General features: G+C 64.4%; 14 protein-coding genes and 1 tRNA gene. 10 read left to right on the forward strand and 5 right to left on the reverse strand.

The genetic code is table 11. The features are described from left to right. The first annotated feature begins 32 nt into the window (after positions 1 to 32). The 3 genes from ABIB95_RS03500 (at position 33) to ABIB95_RS03510 (ending at position 2362) form a co-directional block, all read left to right on the forward strand. The gene (locus tag ABIB95_RS03500; RefSeq protein WP_063983883.1) at positions 33 to 353 is read left to right on the forward strand and encodes a hypothetical protein; all 321 of its coding nucleotides are present in this window, start codon (positions 33 to 35) and stop codon (positions 351 to 353) included. A gap of 143 nt (positions 354 to 496) precedes the next feature. Continuing rightward, positions 497 to 1603: a DUF6056 family protein gene (locus ABIB95_RS03505; protein ID WP_354237923.1), complete on the forward strand. Its 1107-nt coding sequence runs from the start codon at positions 497 to 499 to the stop codon at positions 1601 to 1603. Between the two features lie 685 nt (positions 1604 to 2288). After that, positions 2289 to 2362 (forward strand) — tRNA-Gln (locus ABIB95_RS03510). Between the two features lie 161 nt (positions 2363 to 2523). On the opposite strand, the gene ABIB95_RS03515 is transcribed toward ABIB95_RS03510, so the two are convergent. Beyond that, positions 2524 to 4347, reverse strand: coding sequence for a caspase family protein (locus tag ABIB95_RS03515; RefSeq protein WP_354237924.1), 1824 nt, complete (start codon positions 4345 to 4347; stop codon positions 2524 to 2526). A 205-nt stretch (positions 4348 to 4552) separates the two neighbouring features. Between ABIB95_RS03515 and ABIB95_RS03520 the strand changes: the two genes are divergently transcribed. The 6 genes from ABIB95_RS03520 (at position 4553) to ABIB95_RS03545 (ending at position 9927) form a co-directional block, all read left to right on the forward strand. Further along, a complete protein-coding gene (locus ABIB95_RS03520) occupies positions 4553 to 4915 on the forward strand; it encodes a DUF1428 domain-containing protein (RefSeq protein ID WP_247311907.1) in 363 nt (120 codons plus the stop codon). A gap of 369 nt (positions 4916 to 5284) precedes the next feature. Further along, positions 5285 to 6538 (forward strand): ABC transporter substrate-binding protein, encoded by a 1254-nt coding sequence (locus ABIB95_RS03525; protein ID WP_354237925.1) that lies wholly within the window; start codon positions 5285 to 5287, stop codon positions 6536 to 6538. Positions 6539 to 6605: 67 nt separating this feature from the next. Beyond that, a complete protein-coding gene (locus ABIB95_RS03530; protein ID WP_354237926.1) occupies positions 6606 to 7469 on the forward strand; it encodes a branched-chain amino acid ABC transporter permease in 864 nt (287 codons plus the stop codon). Positions 7470 to 7482: 13 nt separating this feature from the next. Beyond that, positions 7483 to 8454: a branched-chain amino acid ABC transporter permease gene (locus tag ABIB95_RS03535; protein WP_354237927.1), complete on the forward strand. Its 972-nt coding sequence runs from the start codon at positions 7483 to 7485 to the stop codon at positions 8452 to 8454. After that, positions 8444 to 9211, forward strand: coding sequence for an ABC transporter ATP-binding protein (locus ABIB95_RS03540; protein ID WP_071914964.1), 768 nt, complete (start codon positions 8444 to 8446; stop codon positions 9209 to 9211). Before ABIB95_RS03535 ends, ABIB95_RS03540 begins: the two co-directional genes overlap by 11 nt. Further along, a complete protein-coding gene (locus tag ABIB95_RS03545; protein WP_014496007.1) occupies positions 9208 to 9927 on the forward strand; it encodes an ABC transporter ATP-binding protein in 720 nt (239 codons plus the stop codon). The genes ABIB95_RS03540 and ABIB95_RS03545 overlap by 4 nt, the downstream gene beginning before the upstream one ends. Here the strand turns inward: ABIB95_RS03545 and ABIB95_RS03550 are convergent. Continuing rightward, a complete protein-coding gene (locus tag ABIB95_RS03550) occupies positions 9909 to 10574 on the reverse strand; it encodes a TetR/AcrR family transcriptional regulator (protein WP_354237928.1) in 666 nt (221 codons plus the stop codon). The two genes, ABIB95_RS03545 and ABIB95_RS03550, sit on opposite strands and share 19 nt — an antisense overlap. 105 nt (positions 10575 to 10679) lie before the next feature. Here ABIB95_RS03550 and ABIB95_RS03555 point away from each other — a divergent pair, with 105 nt between their 5' ends. Further along, positions 10680 to 12968: an arylsulfatase gene (locus ABIB95_RS03555; protein ID WP_354237929.1), complete on the forward strand. Its 2289-nt coding sequence runs from the start codon at positions 10680 to 10682 to the stop codon at positions 12966 to 12968. Positions 12969 to 13119: 151 nt separating this feature from the next. On the opposite strand, the gene ABIB95_RS03560 is transcribed toward ABIB95_RS03555, so the two are convergent. The 3 genes from ABIB95_RS03560 to ABIB95_RS03570 form a co-directional block, all read right to left on the reverse strand. Continuing rightward, the gene (locus ABIB95_RS03560) at positions 13120 to 13686 is read right to left on the reverse strand and encodes an invasion associated locus B family protein (RefSeq protein ID WP_063983864.1); all 567 of its coding nucleotides are present in this window, start codon (positions 13684 to 13686) and stop codon (positions 13120 to 13122) included. 64 nt (positions 13687 to 13750) lie between these two features. Continuing rightward, positions 13751 to 16897, reverse strand: a complete 3147-nt coding sequence (locus ABIB95_RS03565; protein ID WP_354237930.1) for a multidrug efflux RND transporter permease subunit — start codon at positions 16895 to 16897, stop codon at positions 13751 to 13753. Beyond that, positions 16894 to 18066, reverse strand: coding sequence for an efflux RND transporter periplasmic adaptor subunit (locus ABIB95_RS03570; protein ID WP_071914957.1), 1173 nt, complete (start codon positions 18064 to 18066; stop codon positions 16894 to 16896). Before ABIB95_RS03570 ends, ABIB95_RS03565 begins: the two co-directional genes overlap by 4 nt. Positions 18067 to 18292 lie beyond the last annotated feature (226 nt).

Raw genomic sequence — 18292 nt, forward strand, 5'->3', positions numbered from 1 at the left:
CAATTCGCAGCTTGGCAAAGGAGAGACGTGTCATGACTGTCCTGCTGAGAAACACCTTCAAGGCCTGGATCGACCGGGCGCCGGGCGCGCCGCCCAAGCTGGTCATGGTCGGCGACGTGAGAGTACCGACCGATGGCTGGCAGGCCCGGCTGACCAGGCGCTCGCCGCAGGGGATCAATCCGAAGATCCTGATCCTCGACGTGAACACGCAGCAGCCGGGCGGCGAAGCGCAGGAAGCGATCACCACGATCCCGCTCCGCTACGAGGAGAGCCCGCCGCAGGACGAATACGGCCAGGTGATGATCGCGAACGGCAAGGCTGAGATCGTGGTTCGAGTCTGCGGCTCGAACTAGCCTTTCGATTGTTTGCCCGCGGAACCTTGTGATCTTCTGTGCCGCGTTGCATAACGAGGGTTGCATTCGGGGCTGTTCGCTCTCTCGTTGCTGCCGCTTTGTTCTGTCGATTTGGGGGATTTCCTGTGCGCCTCGGAAGCCGCATGCCGGACGTGATGCCTATCGTGGCCGCTTCTGTCGCTCTCTTCATCCTGCTCTGGCTCGCGTCCATCGCGCTCTATGCGATGCCTGAATCCGACGATTATTGCGTGACGAACCGCGTCAACAGCATGGGTCTCGTCGGAATGGTCAAATCCTATTATTTGCACCAGATGGGCCGACTGACCTCGCTTGTGGCGATCGCCGCCCCCGCCGTTGTCAGCAAGGTGACAGGCGTCGATTATTTGGTCGTCTATCCGGTCATACTCATTTGCGGCATGGCCATCTTCTTGGCAGTCAGCGTTTATTGGGCTGGTCGAATGTGGACCGGCCTGTCGTGGCCAGAGAGATTTTTGGCGGGTGCAATGCTCTGCGCGGCGAGCTTCGTTCTGGCGATCAGTCTGCGGGAGATGCTTTACTGGATCTCGGGCAGTGCGTCCTACATGGTTCCCGCCCTCTTCGTGATCATCATCCTCGTTGAGCTGGTGCGGTCCGCAGCGAACGAAACCGTGCTCTCGACCGGCCAAATCGTCGTTCTCTCCGCAATCGGCTTCCTGGGTGCTCTGGCCAACGAGTTCACGCCATTCTGGATCGTAGCCCTCGTCGCCGGTTCTGCCCTTTATCGAGCGTTCTACCATCCTCGCCCGCAACTGGCGGGCCATGCAGCGATGCTGACGGCGACCTTCATCGGACTTGCGATCCTGCTTTTGTCACCGGGGAATGCGGTCCGGATGGCGGCATATCCGGAGGGGGGGAAGATCGCCGCTTCTTTCTCGATGGGGTTGTACTATCTGTGGCTCGAACTGGTTCGGCATTACACCGAATCCGCGACGTGGGCCTGGCTCGGTTTCGTGGCGTTGTTTTCGGTCTTCGTGGTGCCTTCGCAACCGAGGCCGGCGGCGCGGCTGCTGGTCTTGATCGTCGGGCTCGTGGCGGCGGTGCTCGCTGGTCTCTACCCGCTTATGTCATTGCCTATTTTGCGACGGCGGAGGATCTCGCGACGCGAGGGCGGAATGAGGTGGTGGTTTTTCTTCTTGCCGGAGGGGGCTGCGTCGTCGCCCTGGCTGCCCGCTTCCTTCCCTCCCTGGGCCATCATGCCCATGTTCGCATGACGGCCCTGGTGGCATGCGGGCTCCTTTCTTTTTTGCTCCTCGATAGCGTAGCGCTGGGATACGTCCGCGCCGAGGAGTCGCAATTCGCGACTTTCTGGAGCGAGAGTGTCCAGAGACATCAATTTCTTCGGAGGACCAAAGACCTGGATGTTGTCGTCCCCAAGAGATCGGTCAAGCCGTCCATGCTGATGGACGGTGAGCTAACCAAAAATCCGGGCCAGCTGCCGAATGATTGCGTCGGTGAATTCTATGGCAAGCGATCTGTGGTCTTGGGCGACTAGGTCAGCGGATCGGCCTGTAAACCCGCCCGCGCTTCGTTGGGGCGATCGTCGGCTGCGGCGTGCCGGCGTCGAGCGCGCGCATCATGCCTGGGTAAAGCCGACAGACCATCCCCATTGATCGACGTGAAGCGGCACGCTGGCGCGCCCGTTGATCGTGGCATGTGGACGTCGTCGAGGCAGGCGTGCCAGGTCTCCTGGTGTTGATTGCCGGAGCCGGCCGCGGGTGAGGGCGGACGTGCCGCTACGGCGCGAACGCAGCGCGAACAAGCTGCGATGCTCACAGAGGGGCTAGACCGCGAACGCCGGCGCGGCTATATGAGCGCCAGCGCGCCGCTGATTTGCAAAACTTTTGCTGCGGCTTGCAAAACTTTCCGAAGAAAGTCTTGTGATATCAAGCGCTTCGGTGGGGAATGGTGTAACGGTAGCACAACAGACTCTGACTCTGTTTGTCTTGGTTCGAATCCAGGTTCCCCAGCCAGTTCCGGGCGATTTACCCAGATCATAACCTGCTCTGAATCAGGCCCGCGCCGCGAGCTTGACGTGCCGTCGGCAGGCCTCCCCGTCGTCGGTGCGGCCTCGGCGCGTTGGCCGGACTCATGGCGCCCGCGATGCGCCGCGCGGCGATGCAAGGCGAAACGATTAGCGGCGCTTCTTCCGGCCTGTCTTGGCGGCACGCTTTTTCGGCGCCCGTCGCTGGCCGCGACCTGCATCTGCCGCGCCCCATGGAATTTTCGCGCTGATGCGCGTCTTGGCGCCAACGAGATTGGGCGTCTGGTTGTATTTGAGGCGACGGAGTTTGACCGTGACGAGCTCGCTCAGCTCCTGGAACGACGGATTGGCGCTGCGGTCTCGTTGTTCGCGCAGCACCTTCGCCATGCAGAACGTGTAGGCGCCATACGACGTGACGCCGTCACGATATTCATAGGACAGCTCCTGCTCCTGGCAGGCCTCGAGGAGAATCGGCAGATAAGGACCGTGATGCCCGAGCTCGGCCCGCGTCTTGTTGTATTCCTTGTCGGGCTGGGTGCGGAGCGCCATGCTGCGCCCGAGCCGCTGCGTGGCGCCGTTGTCGCCGAGATAGTCGGCGCCGTTCTTGCTCTTGCTCAGACTCTCGTTGAGGGGAGGGAACTCGCGCGGCACCCACATGCCTTCGCTTGCCTCCCACCGCAGCGCCCGGTGGCGGATATCGTCGGGCGGCGTCAGGCCGCGGATGCGTGGACCGCCGTCACGTGTCATGCCGCCGGAATGGCAGCAGTCGAGCATGGCGACGAAATAGCAGTCGTATGGAAGCTGTGAGTAGAGCTGGCTGAACTGGCGGTCGAGAATGGCGTGCTCGGGCGTCCAGTCGAAATCATAGGGAACGAGGCACTCGTCGACGCTATCCGGTGCGCCGCTCGGGCTGTATCTGGGAATCTGGGCGCCATGGCCCGAGTAGAACAGCATACGCTGGTCACCGTCGCGGACGCCCTCGAGCAGCCAGTGAAGCCTTTCCATGATGCCCTGCGCCGTCGCCCGCTCATTGAGCACGACGCGTATTTCGTCCGGCTTGAAGCCGCTTTCCTGTAGCACCGAGCTCATGAGGAATACGTCGTTGACGCATCCTTCGAGCCTGTCCGCGGGTTTGGGATAGTCGTTGATGCCGATCAGCAGGGCGCGGCGGGTCGGCCGGGCGTCAATGCGGGCAATCCCCCGCGCGGCGCTGACGATGGAGCGGGACGTCGGCACCGGGACCACGTCGTGCCAGACGGTGGCGACGGTCTCGGGGCGCGACAGGTACCAGGTCGCGTTGTGATTCAGGAGATCGTTGGGGACATCGAACGGTGTCAGCACCTGCTGGAAATTGTCTGCGGCGATCTCGAGCGGATAGGTGAGAACGCGATCTTCCCGGTTGAACAGATGGTACCATTTCCGGCAGGGAAGGTCCTGAATGCGGCCTGCGAAGATGTCGCGCACCGCGGGATTGCCGATCTGCGAGCCGAACGTGACGAAGACCTTGTCCCTGATCGCAGCGGGGTTGCGCACGAACGTGTCGTAGCAGATCAGCGAGCCGAGGCTGTGAGCCAGGACAACGTCGTAGTTGCCGCTCTTCAGCTTGTCGAGGACTGCGCCGCGCAGCGCGGCCTGCAGCTGCTCATCCACCGACCACTGGGCGACCATGCCCGCAGTCCATCTGATCAGGGTTGGTACGTCATCGAGGCCGCGTGTGCCCGCGAGCAGATCACCGATCCCGTGGACGGTCGCGCTCGCCAGCAGTTTCGCCAGCGCGATGCTATAGGTGACGAGGTTGGGCGGGCTCTTGTCGAACAGGTCGTCATACGAGAGGAAGTCGATGGCCGGGTTGAGGCTCTGATCGACGGATTGGACGGCGCGTATGATCGCCTCGGACCATGACTTTCGAAACTCGGCGTCGATCTCCGCGTGTCCGACGCCGTGGACACAAAGCAATGACAGGCGGGTGCTCATGAAAGCTGCCTTCTCAACTGCAATCTGAAGTAGCCGATGTGCGAGCGCAAACGTCCGGGATGATGTCACGGCGCGGCGAGCTTCAAATGTGAAGTAGCGCACGAAACCCTCGCGACAGTTTGCCTCACCTTGCGGGTGCGATGACGAGTCGGATCGCCGTGCGCCGCTACGTCCTTGGGGCAGGCAACCCAAAGGAGATCCCGTGATGCCCTATGTCGATGGTTTCGTGCTGGCCGTGCCGAAGGACAAGATCGAGGCCTACAAGGCGCTGGCGCGAAAGGCCTGCGCGGTGTGGATGGAACACGGCGCGCTCGATTACGTCGAGTGCATCGGCGACGACGTGCCCTATGGCGAATTGACCTCGTTTCCGCGCGCGGTGATCGCGACGGAGGACGAGGTCGTGGTGTTCTCCTGGATCGTCTACCGTGACCGGGAGACCCGCGATGCCGTCAACAAGAAGGTGATGGCCGATGAGCGGCTCAAGGGCGCCGACATGCCCTTCGACGGCAAGCGCATGATCTATGGCGGCTTCACGACGCTGCTGCGGGCGAGCGACGTTGTCGGCTGACGGCGTTTCGCAGGGTGGGTTGGCGGCAGCGTAACCCACCGCCTCTGCGTTCGCGGAAACACACGGGAGCCGGGTTACGCCAGCGGACCGCGCTTGGCGCAGTCGCAGCGTTAACCCACCCCTGCAGATGGCAATGACGTCCGCCGTTCGGGTTACCGCGTTCGCGCCGGACGACGCCGGATTTGAACGCCGCCCGCACTGGCGCGTTCGCTGCCTCCCATGCAGCATTGCGCAAGTCCGTTTCACCTTGCCGGTGTCCGGCTGGCATGCCATCCTAGATCCACCAGGCATAAACAAACGGAAGCGGGCGCTTAGCCTGCAGCTTCCAAAATAGCTTGGTCGGGGAAACCCTTTGGGAGGTCTGATTTGATGAATTTCAAGCACGTCACCGGGCTGTTTTGCGCAGCCGCGATCTTCCTTGCGCTGGGCTCCGGCACGCAGGCCCAGGACAAGGTCATCAAGATCGGCGTCATCATGCCGATGTCCGGCGGCACCGCCTCGATCGGTGCGCACGCCAAGGCGGCGCTCGAGGTCGCCATGGACATCATCAACAATGCTCATCCTGAGCTTGGCAATCTGCCGCTGGCGAAGAACGCCGGCCTTGCCGGCCTCGGCGGCGCCAAGATCGAGGCTGTGTTCGCCGACAACCAGGGCAACCCGGCGACGGGCCAGAACCAGGCCCTGCGCCTGATCACGGAAGAGAAGGTGGCGGCCGTGTTCGGCTCCTACCAGTCTGGCGTCACGCTGACGTCGAGCGCGATCGCCGAGAAATACGGCGTTCCCTTCCTGAACTCGGAATCGGTCGCCGCCAATCTCACCGAGCGCGGCTTCAAATGGTTCTTCCGCACCACGCCGATCGCTACCGATTTCGCCAAGATCTATGTCGACTTCCTCGCCGACATCAAGGCGCAGGGTGCCAAGACCGACGCCGTCGCGGTGGTCCATGACAACACCGAATACGGCACCTCGGTCGCCAACACGATCGCCGGCGCCTTCAAGGAAAAGGGCCAGCCGATCGCGCTCGACATCGCCTATCCCGTCAATGCGACCGACTTGCAGGGCCAGGTGCTCCAGCTCAAGGACAAGAAGCCCGACGTCGTCATCATGATCAGCTACACGTCGGATGCGATCCTGTTCGCCAAGACCATGCAGTCGCTTGACTACAAGCCGGCCGTGCTGCTGGCCGACGATGCCGGCTACTCCGATCCGTCCTTCACCAAGGCCGTCGGCAAGATCTCGCAAGGCGTCTTCAACCGTTCGTCCTGGGTCGTGGGACCGCCGGGCTCGGCGTCCGCCATCATCGCCGACATGTACAAGAAGAAGAGCGGCGAGGAGATGGACGACACGGTCGCCCGGCAGATGCAGGGCTTCTTCGTGCTGGCCGATGCCATCGACCGCGCGGGCTCGACCGAGCCTGCAAAGATCCAGGCCGCGCTGAAGGCGACGGACCTGAAGCCCGAGCAGCTCATGATCGGCTACAAGGGCGTGAAGTTCGACGACAAGGGCCAGAACATCCTGGCTTCCGGCGCCATCATCCAGCTCCAGGATGGCGAGAACTACGTCGCGGTATGGCCGAAGGCCAATGCCGAGAAGGCGCCGGTGCTGCCCTACAAGGGCTGGTGAGATTGCCTGAAGGCGGGACCGCGCGTCCCGCCTTTCCCAGAATGTTTTGATCAGAGCAACGCAGCTCATGTCCTTCGTACTCGTGCAGGTGATTGTCGGCGGGCTTCTGCTTGGCGCCGTCTACGCCCTGTTTTCCTCGGGCCTCACGCTGGTGTGGGGCATGATGAACATCGTCAATTTCGCGCATGGCGACTTTGTCATGCTCGGCATGTACGTCGCCTATGTCGTCTACACCCTGATGGGGGGAGGGCCCATCCTCGGCGCGCCGCTGGCGACACTGGTGCTCGCGACCGTCGGGGTCGTGGTCTATTTCGCCCTGATCCGCGACATCATGAAGGGGCCGATGCTGGCGCAGATCCTCGGCACGTTCGGGCTCGCGCTGCTGCTGCGCTATTCCGTGTTCTGGTGGTTCGGCGCCAACTTCCTGTCGATGCCGTCGAATATCGTCGGCGGCACCTATGCGTTTGCGGGCCTGCGCATCGAAGCCTCACGGCTGCTTGCCGGTGTCGTCGCGCTGCTGGTGACATTCGGCCTCCATCTGCTTCTGACGCGCACATCGCTTGGTTCAAAAATGCTGGCGGTGGCCGAGGATCAGACCGCGGCTCAGCTCATGGGCATCAGGCCCGATACCATGCAGGCGATCGCCTGGGCCATCGCGGCCGGCGCCACCGGCCTTGCCGGCGCGCTGATCGCGAACTTCTTCTACATCGTGCCGACGGTCGGCGAGACGCTCGGCATCGTCGCCTTCGTCACGGTGTCCCTCGGCGGTTTCGGCAGCGTGCCCGGCGCGCTCGTCGCGGGCCTGTTGATCGGCGTGATCGAGTCGCTCTCCGGCTATCTGATCGGTGCGGTCTACAAGGACATCGTCGTCTATGTCCTGTTCCTGTCCTTCCTCTGGTTCCGGCCGCAAGGCCTGATGGGCAAGCTCTGATGAGAAAGCTGCAATGCGGCGCTTGATCTGGCTCTCGATCGTCGCAGCACTGGCGATTGCCTATCCGTTGCTGCTGTCCTCGCCGTTCCAGCAGCGCCTGGGCGCACTGGTGCTGCTCTATGCCATCGCCGCGTCGGCCTGGAACATCGTCGGCGGCTATGCCGGCCAGGTGTCGGTCGGCCACGTCGTGTTCTTCGGCTGCGGCGCCTATGCCGCGATGGGGTCTTACGCCAAGTTCGGGCTGTCGCCGCTGTTCGGCATCCCCAGTGGGATCGTGCTGGCGGTGGGGCTCGCTGCGATCATCGGCGTGCCGACGCTACGGCTGTCGGGTCACTATTTCAGCATGGCGACGATCGCGGTCGCCGAGACCGTGCGGCTGATCGTCACCAACACCGACTGGCTCGGCGCGGCCGTGGGTCTTTCCGGTCCAACGGTCCCCCGCAACATCTTCGATCTCTCGTTCCTGTCGTCGCTGCCGTACTACTACCTCTTCCTGGTCGTCCTCGTGATCACGCTGTTCATCACCTGGTGGATGACCAACAGCCGTATGGGATTCTATCTGCGCGCGATCAAGGATTCCGAGAGGGCCGCGCGTTCCCTGGGCGCACCCGCGAGCCGGACCAAGCTCTACGCCTACATGCTGAGCGCGGCGCTGACGAGCGTTGCCGGCGCGCTCTATGCGATGATGTTCGGCTTCGTCGATCCCGAGTCCGGGCTCGGCATCCTGATCTCGGTCAAAATCCTGATCATGGCGGCGCTGGGCGGGGCGGGGTTGCTGTTCGGTCCGCTGGTGGGAGCCGCGATCCTCGTGCCGCTGGAGGAGATCTCCAACAGTTGGCTTGGCGGCAAGGGGGCCGGCCTCACCTTCGTCCTGTATGGCGCGATCATCGTGCTGATCGCGCGCTTCCAGCCCGGCGGCCTGCTCAGCCTGTTCATGGGACGACGCAAGCCCGGCGCAGATAAGGGAGCCGGCCATGCTCCTTGAGGCGCGCGGGATCACAAAGGCGTTCGGCAGCTTCAAGGCGGTGGACGATGCGTCCGTCACGCTGGAGCAGGGCGATATTCTCGGCCTGATCGGCCCGAACGGCGCCGGCAAATCCACCTTCTTCAATTGCCTCACCGGCGACCTCAAGACCACCTCGGGCCGCGTGCTGTTCGAGGGGACCGACATCACCGACTTCGCGCCGGAGCAGCGCGCCGGGCTCGGGCTTGCGCGCACCTTCCAGGTGCCGCAGACCTTTGAAGGCATGACGGTGCTCGAGAACGTCATGATCGGCGCCTTCCTGCGCACCTCGCATCGCCACGAGGCCGAGACCAGGGCGCGCGCGGTGCTGGAGCGCGTCGGCATGAGCAGGCTCGCGGATGCGCCGGCGCGCTCGCTGGGCACACCCGGCCGCAAGCGGCTGGAGATCGCCCGCGCACTGGCGACCGAGCCGAAGGTGCTGCTGCTCGACGAGGCCATGGCCGGGCTCAACGCCCACGAGGTGAGGCTCGCCATCGATCTCGTCCGCGACATCCACCGTTCCGGCATCACGCTCGTCATCGTCGAGCACATCATGGAAGTGATCATGTCGCTCGCGAGCCGCGTGATGGTGTTTCACCAGGGCAAGGAGATCGCCCGCGGCTCGCCGCGCGAGGTCACCTCGAACCCGGCGGTGATCGAAGCCTATCTCGGCAAACGCGCGGCGAAGGCCGCGGCCGGCCATACGCCGGTCGAGCTGATGGGCGGGCGGGACCTATGAGCGGCGCGCTTCTTCGGATCGAGCACCTCGAGGTGCGCTATGGCGACCTCATCGGTGTCTCCGACGTCTCGCTGGAGGTGCCGGAGGGCAGCGTCGTCGCGCTGCTCGGCTCCAATGGCGGCGGCAAGACCACGACGCTGAACGCGATTGCGGGTCTCATTCCCGTGCATTCCGGATCAATCAGCTTTCGCGGCGAGGACATCGCCGGCCAGAAGGCCTTTGCGATTGTGCGCAAGGGGCTGGCGCTGTCGCCGGAAGGCTGGCGGCTGTTCGTGCAGCAGAGCGTCGAGAACAACCTCATGCTCGGCGCGACGCCGCTGCACGACAAGTCGCGCCAGGCCAATTTGCTTGAGCGCGTCTACGAGATCTTCCCGCGCCTGAAGGAACGCCGCAACCAGCGCGCCGGCACCATGTCCGGCGGCGAGCGGCAGATGCTCGCGGTCGGCCGCGCGTTGATGAGCGATCCGAAGCTATTGATGCTGGACGAACCGTCGCTCGGCCTCGCGCCGGCGGTGGTCGAATCCATGTACGAGACCTTCGGCCGCCTGCATCGCGAGGGCCTGACCATCCTGCTCGCCGAGCAGTCGATCGAGCTCGCGCTGGAAGTCTCGGACTTCGCGACCGTGCTCCAGGTCGGCAAGAGCGTACTGTCCGGCACGGCCGCGGCGCTCGCACAGGATCCGCAGGTGCAGAAGGCCTATCTTGGCGTCGACTGATTGATCTCCGCCTGGAGCAACAGCAACAGGCAACCGGCCAGCCGCGTCTCCATCTCTTTTGATCCAAGCGACAGCGGCCCGGGATCGTTGAGGATCGCGTTCACCAGCGTGCCCAGCACGACCTGGAAGCCGAAGGCGATCGTGCGGGTCTTGGCGGCCTTGCGCCCCTTGCCCATGGCCGGGAGCAGGAGAGGGGTCGCGCGTTCCGTCGTTGCCTTCGCGAGGGCCTTGAACGGCGTCCATTTGTCCGGACGGGTGTCATCGTGCTGAAGCGCGGCGCGCAGCACGCCCTCGTGGTTGCGCATCCAGGCGATGATCCCGCTGACGATGGTGTGGCAGAGCTTGTCGAGGTCCGTATCCGGTGACGGTCGCCGCATGTCGCCCAGCCGCTGTTCGCCGTCGCGCGCAGCCAGCGCCATCAGTGCGTTGAAATAGGCCTCCTTGCTCTCGAAGCGGCTGTAGAAGGCGCCGACGGTGGCGCCGACCTCGGTGCAGAGCGCCTCGATGGACAGCTCGGCAAGGCTGCGCGTGCGCAGCATGTCGGCGCCGGCGCGCAGCAGCGCCAGGGTCGTCTCGCGGCTGCGCTTCTGGCGCGACGGGGCAACGCCGGGCAGGTCGAAATCCGGTTCGTCCGAGCTTGGTCGCATCCGCCCTTGCATCCGTCAAAAACAATAATCATAATTCGGATTATAATTTAGGCGTGGCCGAGCCGCGGGTCAACCGCAGCCGCCGGGCAACATCGGGAGGAGCAGATGAGCGCAAACAGCGGCACGCCGTTCCGCGGCACCGTCGGCAAGACGGTCGCGGAGTCGAAACCCTGGTGGCCGGAGGCGCCAAGGCCGCCCGAGGGCGCGCCGAACATCCTGGTCGTGCTGTTCGACGACGTCGGCTTCTCCGATTTCGGCTGCTACGGCTCGGCAATCAAGACGCCGACCATCGACCGGCTCGCCGCGGAGGGGCTGCGCTACTCCGGATTCCACACCACGGCGATGTGCTCGACGACGCGCGCCGCGCTGCTGACAGGACGCAATCATCACTCGGTCGGCGTCGGCTGCCTTGCCAATTTCGATTCCGGCTATCCCGGGTACCGCGGCAAGATCGCGCGCGAGGCGGGGACGCTAGCCGAGATGCTGCGCCTCCACGGCTATCGCAACTACATGGTCGGCAAATGGCATGTCACGCCGCTGACCGAAAGCGGAGCCACCGGCCCGTTCGACGGCTGGCCGCTCGGCCGTGGCTTCGACCGCTTCTACGGCTTCCTCGATGCCGAGACCGACCAGTACGCGCCGGAGCTCGTCTCCGACAACGCGCATATCGATCCACCGGGCACGTATGCGGACGGCTATCATCTGACCGAGGATCTGATCGACCAGTCGATCCGATTCATCGGCGACCATGTCGCCGACCGTCCTGACGTTCCCTGGCTCACCTGGGTCGCACTTGGCGCCTGCCACGCGCCGCATCAGGCGCCGGCCGATATCATCATGAGCTATGACGCCGAATTCGCGCACGGCTGGGACGTCGAGCGCGAACGGCGTCTGGCACGCCAGAAGGCGATGGGGCTGGTGCCTGAGGGAACGCGGATGCCGGCGCGCAACGACGGTGTGAAGGCCTGGGAGGAGCATTCGGCCGACGAGCGCCGCGTCTTCACCCGCCTGCAGGCGGCCTTCGCCGGCATGCTCGATCATTCCGATCGGCATCTTGCTCGGCTTGTCTCGTTCCTGGAAACGGCCGGCATTCGCGACGACACCGTGATCATCGTGATGTCCGACAACGGCGCGAGCCAGGAGGGCGGGCCGCTCGGCTTCGTCAACGCGATGGGCCCGTTCAACTTCAAGCCGGAGCCGATCGCCGAGAAGCTCAGCCGTATCGACGACATCGGCGGTCCCGACACCCACAGCAATTTCCCGCATGGCTGGGCGATGGCGTCGAACACGCCGCTGCGGCGCTACAAGCAGAACACCCATGGCGGCGGCATCCGCGATCCCTTCGTCATCAACTGGCCGAAGAAGATCGCAGGCAAAGGCGAGCTGCGGCACCAGTTCGTCCACGCCTGCGACCTCACGCCGACGCTACTGGAGCTGATCGGCGTCGAGTCTCCCAGCACGATCGCGGGGTGCCCGCAGATGCCGCTGGAAGGCGAGAGCTTTGCGCGCTCGATCACGGATGCGTCCGCGCCCTCAAAGAGCTCGCCGCAATATTTCGAGATGTTCGGCCATCGCGGCCTCTGGCAGGGCGGCTGGAAGGCGGTCGCCTTCCATCCCTCGGGCACGCCGTTCGAGAACGACAAATGGGAGCTGTTTCATCTCGACCAGGATTTCTCCGAGACCGACGATCTCGCCGCAAAGGAGCCGGAGCGTCTGGCAGCAATGATCGCGACGTGGTGGGCGGAGGCCGAGAAGCACAAGGTGCTGCCGCTCGACGACCGCTTCGGTCCGCGCTTCGCCGAGAACGCCGCGCGCTTCCATGGTGCGCGCCACCATTTCGTCTTCCACGCCGGCATGGGCCACGTGCCGACCGATGTCGCGCCTGACGTGCGCAGCCGCAGCTACACGATCGAGGCGCATGTCGAGACCGACGGGCAGGGCGCCGATGGCGTGCTGATCTCGCATGGCGACGCGACGTCAGGCTACAGCCTCTACGTCAGGGACGGCCATCTCGTGCACGACCTCAACATCGGCGGCAGCCACCAGGTCGTTCGATCGGACCGGAAAGTGCCGTCAGGCGCGCGGCGGCTCGGGGTGCATGTCGAGCGGCTCGTCCGCAAGGAGCCGCCGGCGAAAGGCTCGCGCACCGGCGTCACCGAATACACGCTGCTGATCGACGGCAAGCCGGCGGGGTCGCTCCAGACCCAGCTCGGCTTCCACACGCTGATCTCGTGGTCCGGCCTCGACATCGGCCGTGACCGCGGCAGCCCCGTGTCGCATTACGAGGCGCCGTTCGAGTTCGAGGGGCGGCTGCTGCGCGTCACCGTCACCATGCACAACGACCAGAAGCTCGACGGCGATGCCGTCGGCAACGCGCAGATGGCGCGGCAATAGGGACGGGAGGTTGGGCGGCGAGAACCGGTGTCATGCCCCGCGCAGGCGGGGCATCCAGTACGTCGCGGCCTATCGATTGACCGTCTCGGAGTACTGGATCGCCCGCCCCAGTGCGCAATTGCGCACAAGACGGGCGATGACAGTGTGGGCCTTACTTGATCTTGTCGTAGGCCGCCGCGAAATCGCCCAGCGGCATCGGGATCGCGATCGCCTCCTTGGCCATGTTCTGGAAGGAGACCTTCAGCTGCTTGCCCGACCGCAAGGCCGCGAGCAGGTCCGCCGCGATCGGCGTCGAGGCGTAGCAGCCGCGGTTCTCGCAGGTCTGGATCTGAAGGTCGAATGTCTTGCCCTCGTCGACCTGGAGCTTGGCCCCGACGGGCAGGTTGAGGCCGAGCGGCAATTGCAGCAGCGCCACCGGCGTACGGGTGTCGGGCGCGATGCGGATGTTGATCAGGACGATGGTCTGGCCGGTCTTGGTCAGCACCGCGTTCTGCTCCATTGCGCATTCCAGCGGTGCGTCGCGGCTGACGCTGGTGCAGCGCACGACCCATCCGGCTTGCTGCGCACCGTCAGCCTGCGGCTGGGTCGGAGCTGGCGCGGGCTGTGCGGCCGGTGCAGGGGAAGCGGCGTTCTTTTTGGCGCTCTGCTGGGCATACGCGCCGCCTGTCGACAGCAGAAGGGCGGCGGCGAGGGCGACAAGTCTGGATTGCATGGACATGGCGAGACCGCGTTGGCGTGAACCGAGGGCCTCGCTGTAGCGTCGCGGAAGCCGCGGTGCAAGCTTACTCGGCGGCCTGCTTGACGGTGTTGTGCTCGGGCGCCTCGTGACCTTTGCCGTCACCCGAACGGCCCCAGCCCGAGAACCAGTTGTTGAGCTCGTCGAGATAGAGATAGACCACCGGGGTGGTGAACAGCGTCAGCGCCTGGCTGACGATCAGGCCGCCGACCATGGCGTAGCCGAGCGGCTGGCGGATCTCGGCGCCGGTGCCGTGGCCGAGCATCAGCGGCACGCCGCCGAGCAGGGCGGCCATCGTCGTCATCATGATCGGCCGGAAGCGCAGCAGCGCGGCCTGACGGATCGATTCCTCCGGCGTCTTGTGTTCGTCGCGCTCGGCCGCGATGGCGAAGTCGACCATCATGATGCCGTTCTTCTTCACGATGCCGATCAGGAGAATGATTCCGATCAGCGCGATCAAGCTGAAGTCGAAGCCGGCCGCCATCAGGATCAGGAGCGCGCCGACGCCGGCCGAGGGCAGGGTCGACAGAATCGTGATCGGGTGGATGTAGCTCTCGTAGAGAATGCCGAGGATCAGATAGACCACGACGAGGGCTGCGAGGATCAGCAGCGGCACGGTGCCGAGCGACTGCTGGAACGCCTGCGCGGTGCCCTGGAAGCTCGAATTCAGGGTCGGTGGTGCGCCGAGATCGGCCATCGCCTTCTGCACGGCCTCGGTGGCCTGGCCGAGCGCGACGCCCTGGGCGAGGTTGAAGCTGATCGTGATCGCCGGGAATTGGCCCTGGTGGCTGATCGAGAGCGGGCGGACCGGATCGGTGGTCCAGGTCGCAAAGGTCGACAGCGGCACCTGGTCGCCGGTCAGCGGCGATTTCAGGTAGAGCTTGTTCAGGCTGTCGAGACTGCCCTGCATCTCCGGCAGGATCTCGAGGATCACCTTGTAGGTGTTGAGCTGGGTGAAATACTGCGTGACCTGCCGCTGTCCGAAGGCGTCGTACAGCGTGTCATCGATCAGCTGCGGCTGGATGCCGTAGCGCGATGCGGTGTCGCGGTTGATCTTGAGCTGGACCGTGGTGCCCTGCGTCTGCTGGTCGGTCGCGACGTCGCGCAGTTGCGGCAGCGTCTGCATCTTGGCGAGGATTTTCGGCGCCCAGTCGTTGAGCTCGGTGAGGTCGGCATCCTGTAGCGTGAACTCGAACTGCGTGCGCGTCGGCCGGCCGCCGAGCCGGACGTCCTGGGCCGCCTGCATGTAGAGGCGGGCGCCCGACACCTTCTCGAGCTTGGGACGCAGCCGGGCAATGATCTCCTGCGCCGACGCGTTGCGCTCGTTGCGCGGCTTCAGCGTGATGAACAAATTGCCGTTGTTGCCGGCGCGGCCGCTGCCGCCGATGTTCATCGCGATCGTGGCGACGTCGGGATCGTCCATCACGATCTTGCCGAGCTCGACCTGGCGGCGCTGCATCTCGGCGAAGGAGATGTCCTGGGACGCTTCCGAGGTCGCGGTGATCAGGCCGACGTCCTGCTGCGGGAAGAAGCCCTTCGGGATCAGGATGAACAAATAGATCGACAGGCCGAGCGTGGCGAAGAAGATCAGGAGCGTGGTGCGGCGCCAGGCCAGAGCATGATCGAGAACGTACTCGTAGCCGCGCAGCATGCCATCGAAGGCGCGTTCGCTCCACTGGTAGAACTTGCCGTGGGTCACCTCGCCATGGGCGCGCAGGAAGCGCGAGGCCATCATCGGCGTCAGCGTCAGCGACACGAACATCGAGACGAAGATGGTCATCGCCAGCACGACGGCGAACTCGCGGAACAGGCGTCCGATGATGCCGCCCATCAGCAGCAGCGGAATCAGCACCGCGACCAGCGAGATGCTGATCGAGACGATGGTGAAGCCGATTTCCTTGGAGCCCTTGAAGGCGGCCGCCATCGGCGATTCGCCTTCCTCGATGTAGCGCGTGATGTTCTCGAGCATCACGATGGCGTCGTCGACGACGAAGCCGACCGCGATGGTGAGCGCCATCAGCGACAGATTGTCCAGCGAATAGCCAACCACCCACATCAGGGCGCACGCGCCCAGTAGCGCCAGCGGGACCGTGATGGTGGGGATGACCGTCGCCCAGAAGCTGCGCAGGAAGACGAAGATGACCATGACCACGAGGGCAATGGTTAGCAGCAGCGTGAACTGGACGTCCTCGACCGCGGCGCGGATGGTCGTGGTGCGGTCGCTGATCAACTCGATCTTGATCGCGGGCGGAATCGCCGCGACGAGGCGGGGCAGGGTGGCCTTGATCCGGTCGACGGTCTCGATGACGTTGGCGCCCGGCTGCTTGAACACCACCAGGAACACGCCACGCTTGCCGTTGGCCCAGGCTGCCTGCTTGGCGTCCTCGGCGCCGCTCACCGCCTGTCCGATGTCGCGGATTCGAAGCGGACCGCCATTGCGATAGGCGATGACGACGTCGTTCCAGTCCTTGGACTGGGTGAGCTGGTCGTTGGCGTAGATCGTGTAGGCGCGCTTCGGCCCGTCGATATTGCCCTTGGGGCTGTCGACCGTGGTGATCGCGATCTGGCTGCGCACGTCCTCCAGCGACAGGCCCTTGGCGACGAGTTTCGCCGGGTCGATCTGAATGCGGATGGAGGGCTTCTGCTGGCCGCCGATGAAGACCTGGGCGACGCCCGAGAGCTGGCTGATCTGCTGGGCAAGCTGGGCGTCGACGGCATCGCTGACGGTGGTCAGCGGCAGTGTATCGGATGTCGCCGAGAGCAGCAGGATCGGCGCGTCGGCCGGGTTGACCTTGCGGTAGGTCGGCGGCGAGGGCAGATTCTTCGGCAGCTGGCCGCTTGCGGCGTTGATGGCGCCCTGCACGTCGTTGGCGGCGCCGTCGATACTGCGGTTGAGGTCGAACTGGATGGTGATCGAGGCGGTGCCGAGATAACTCGTCGAGGTCATCTGGGCGATGCCGGGGATCTGGGCGAATTGCCGCTCGAGCGGCTGGGCCACCGACGAGGCCATCGTCTCGGGGCTGCCGCCCGGCAAATTGGCCGTGATCTGGATGGTCGGGAAGTCCACCTGCGGCAGCGGCGCGACCGGCAGCAGAGGATAGGCGACGAGACCGACGAAGAGGATGCCGGCCATCAGCAGCGAGGTGCCGATGGGATAACGGATGAAAGGTGCCGAAATCCCGCCCTCGGTCATTCCTGTCGTACCTTGTTCTGGCTCGGATCCGAGCTTGCTACGGCCGTCGAGACCAGGCTTCCGGGCTGGACCTTGAACTGGCCGCCGGTGATCACCTGTTGACCCGGGCTCAAGCCTTCGTCGACGACCGAACGGCCGTCGATCGCGTAGCTGACCTTGATCTTGTGCACTTCCGCCTTGTTGTCCTGATTGACGGTATAGGCGTAGAGGCCGTTGGTCGAATGCTGAACCGCGTCATCCGGAACCACGGTCGCGTCCTTCAGGGTGCGTACCAGAAGGCGCGTCGAAACCGACTGCCCCGGCCACAGCGTGTGTTCCTTGTTGTCGAACACCGCCTTGAGCCGAATAGTCCCGCTGGTCGTGTCGACCTGGTTGTTGATGACCGCGAGCTTGCCTTCGGCAAGCGTCTTTTTCCCGTCGGTGGTGAACGCGATCACCTTGAGCGCACCGGCCTTCTGGCCTTCGCTGATATAGGGCAGCTGATCTTCCGGCGCGGTGAAGATCACCGAGATCGGCTCGACCTGCGAGATCGTCACGATTCCCGTCTGCGTGGAGGCGTTGACGATGTTGCCGACGTCGACCAGGCGCAGCCCGGCCACGCCGGTGAACGGCGCCTTGATCTGGGTGTAGTCGAGCTGGGTCTGCGCGTTGGAGATGGCGGCTTCGTCGGCGGCGATCTGGGCGGTCAGCTGCGCGACGGTGGAACGCTGGGTGTCGACCCGCTGCGCGGTTGCGAACTCGCCAAGCTTCATGGCGCGCTGGAGCTCGAGGTTGGCGTTGGCGAGATTCGCCTCGTCCTGCGCCTTCTTGGCCTTGGCCTGGTCGAGCGTGGCTTGATAGGGCCGGGGATCGATCGAGACCAGAAGCTCGTCCTGCTTGACCATCTGGCCTTCGCTGAAGGCGATCTTGTCGATCTGGCCGTCAACCCGGCTCCGGACCTGTACCGTATTGAAGCCCTGAACCGTGCCGAGACCGGTCAGGTATACCGGAAAGTCGGCCTTCTGGACCGGCGAAACGCTGACGGGGATGGCGGGCGGACGCGCCGGGCCCTTCTGAGCCGTCTGGGTTTTTCCGGCCTCGGGCGAGCCGAATTTCTGCCAGCCATAGTAACCCGCGGAGGCCACGGCCGCGATGATCAGAATCCAGAGGATCGGCCGTGTTTTTTTCATGTCGGCTCGTTGGCTCTTACGCCCAAAACTACGAATTGTGGAGCAATCATAGGGTTCCAGCGCGCTTGTATAATACACGCCAAGTTCCAGTGTAAACAGCACTATCGGTTCGGAATCCTAAACAATTGGAAAGCTTTGCACTGTCTAGGCAGCTCCGTGACACTACGGTGTGCAGTGCTGCATTTTCCCGGCGCGAACGATCCGCGCGCAAATCTTGGGCAATGCC

Source organism: Bradyrhizobium sp. LA2.1 (assembly GCF_040547725.1).
Taxonomy (GTDB): Bacteria; Pseudomonadota; Alphaproteobacteria; order Rhizobiales; family Xanthobacteraceae; genus Bradyrhizobium; species Bradyrhizobium barranii.